General features: G+C 27.7%; 1 pseudogene. It reads left to right on the plus strand.

Annotated elements, in window-relative coordinates:
- Positions 1-117: 117 nt before the first annotated feature.
- Positions 118-408, plus strand: a pseudogene (locus tag AC1DUA_RS40815) (hypothetical protein); the annotation flags it as partial.

Consider the following 408-nt stretch of genomic DNA (forward strand, 5'->3'; position numbering starts at 1 on the left):
ATAATTTTGTTAATATATTGTAAATAAAATCATTTACTTGTCGATCTATTATTGGTAAAATAATACATGTAAATTTATTCAAATTATGATTAATATATCAATTTATGGGGGAAACAAATGAAGACAATTTTACCAGCTGATCGTAAAGAATTTATCTCGAATTCTATTAAGTTTCAAATTGAAAATGATCTTTGGCCAGGTTATGTACATGGATATCCTCATAAAAAGGCGTACAGAACTATGAACCATATTGGAATTCAAGATATTTGGAAACCAGGACTTACTGAATTAAATCTTTATATTCATATTCCTTTTTGTGAGAGAATATGTTCGTTTTGCAATCTTTTTAAAATGGCAGTAGGTAAAAATGATAGCGATCTCCTTGATAATTATGTGGAAGCAGTCATC

Source organism: Paenibacillus sp. 01T422, from assembly GCF_056398785.1.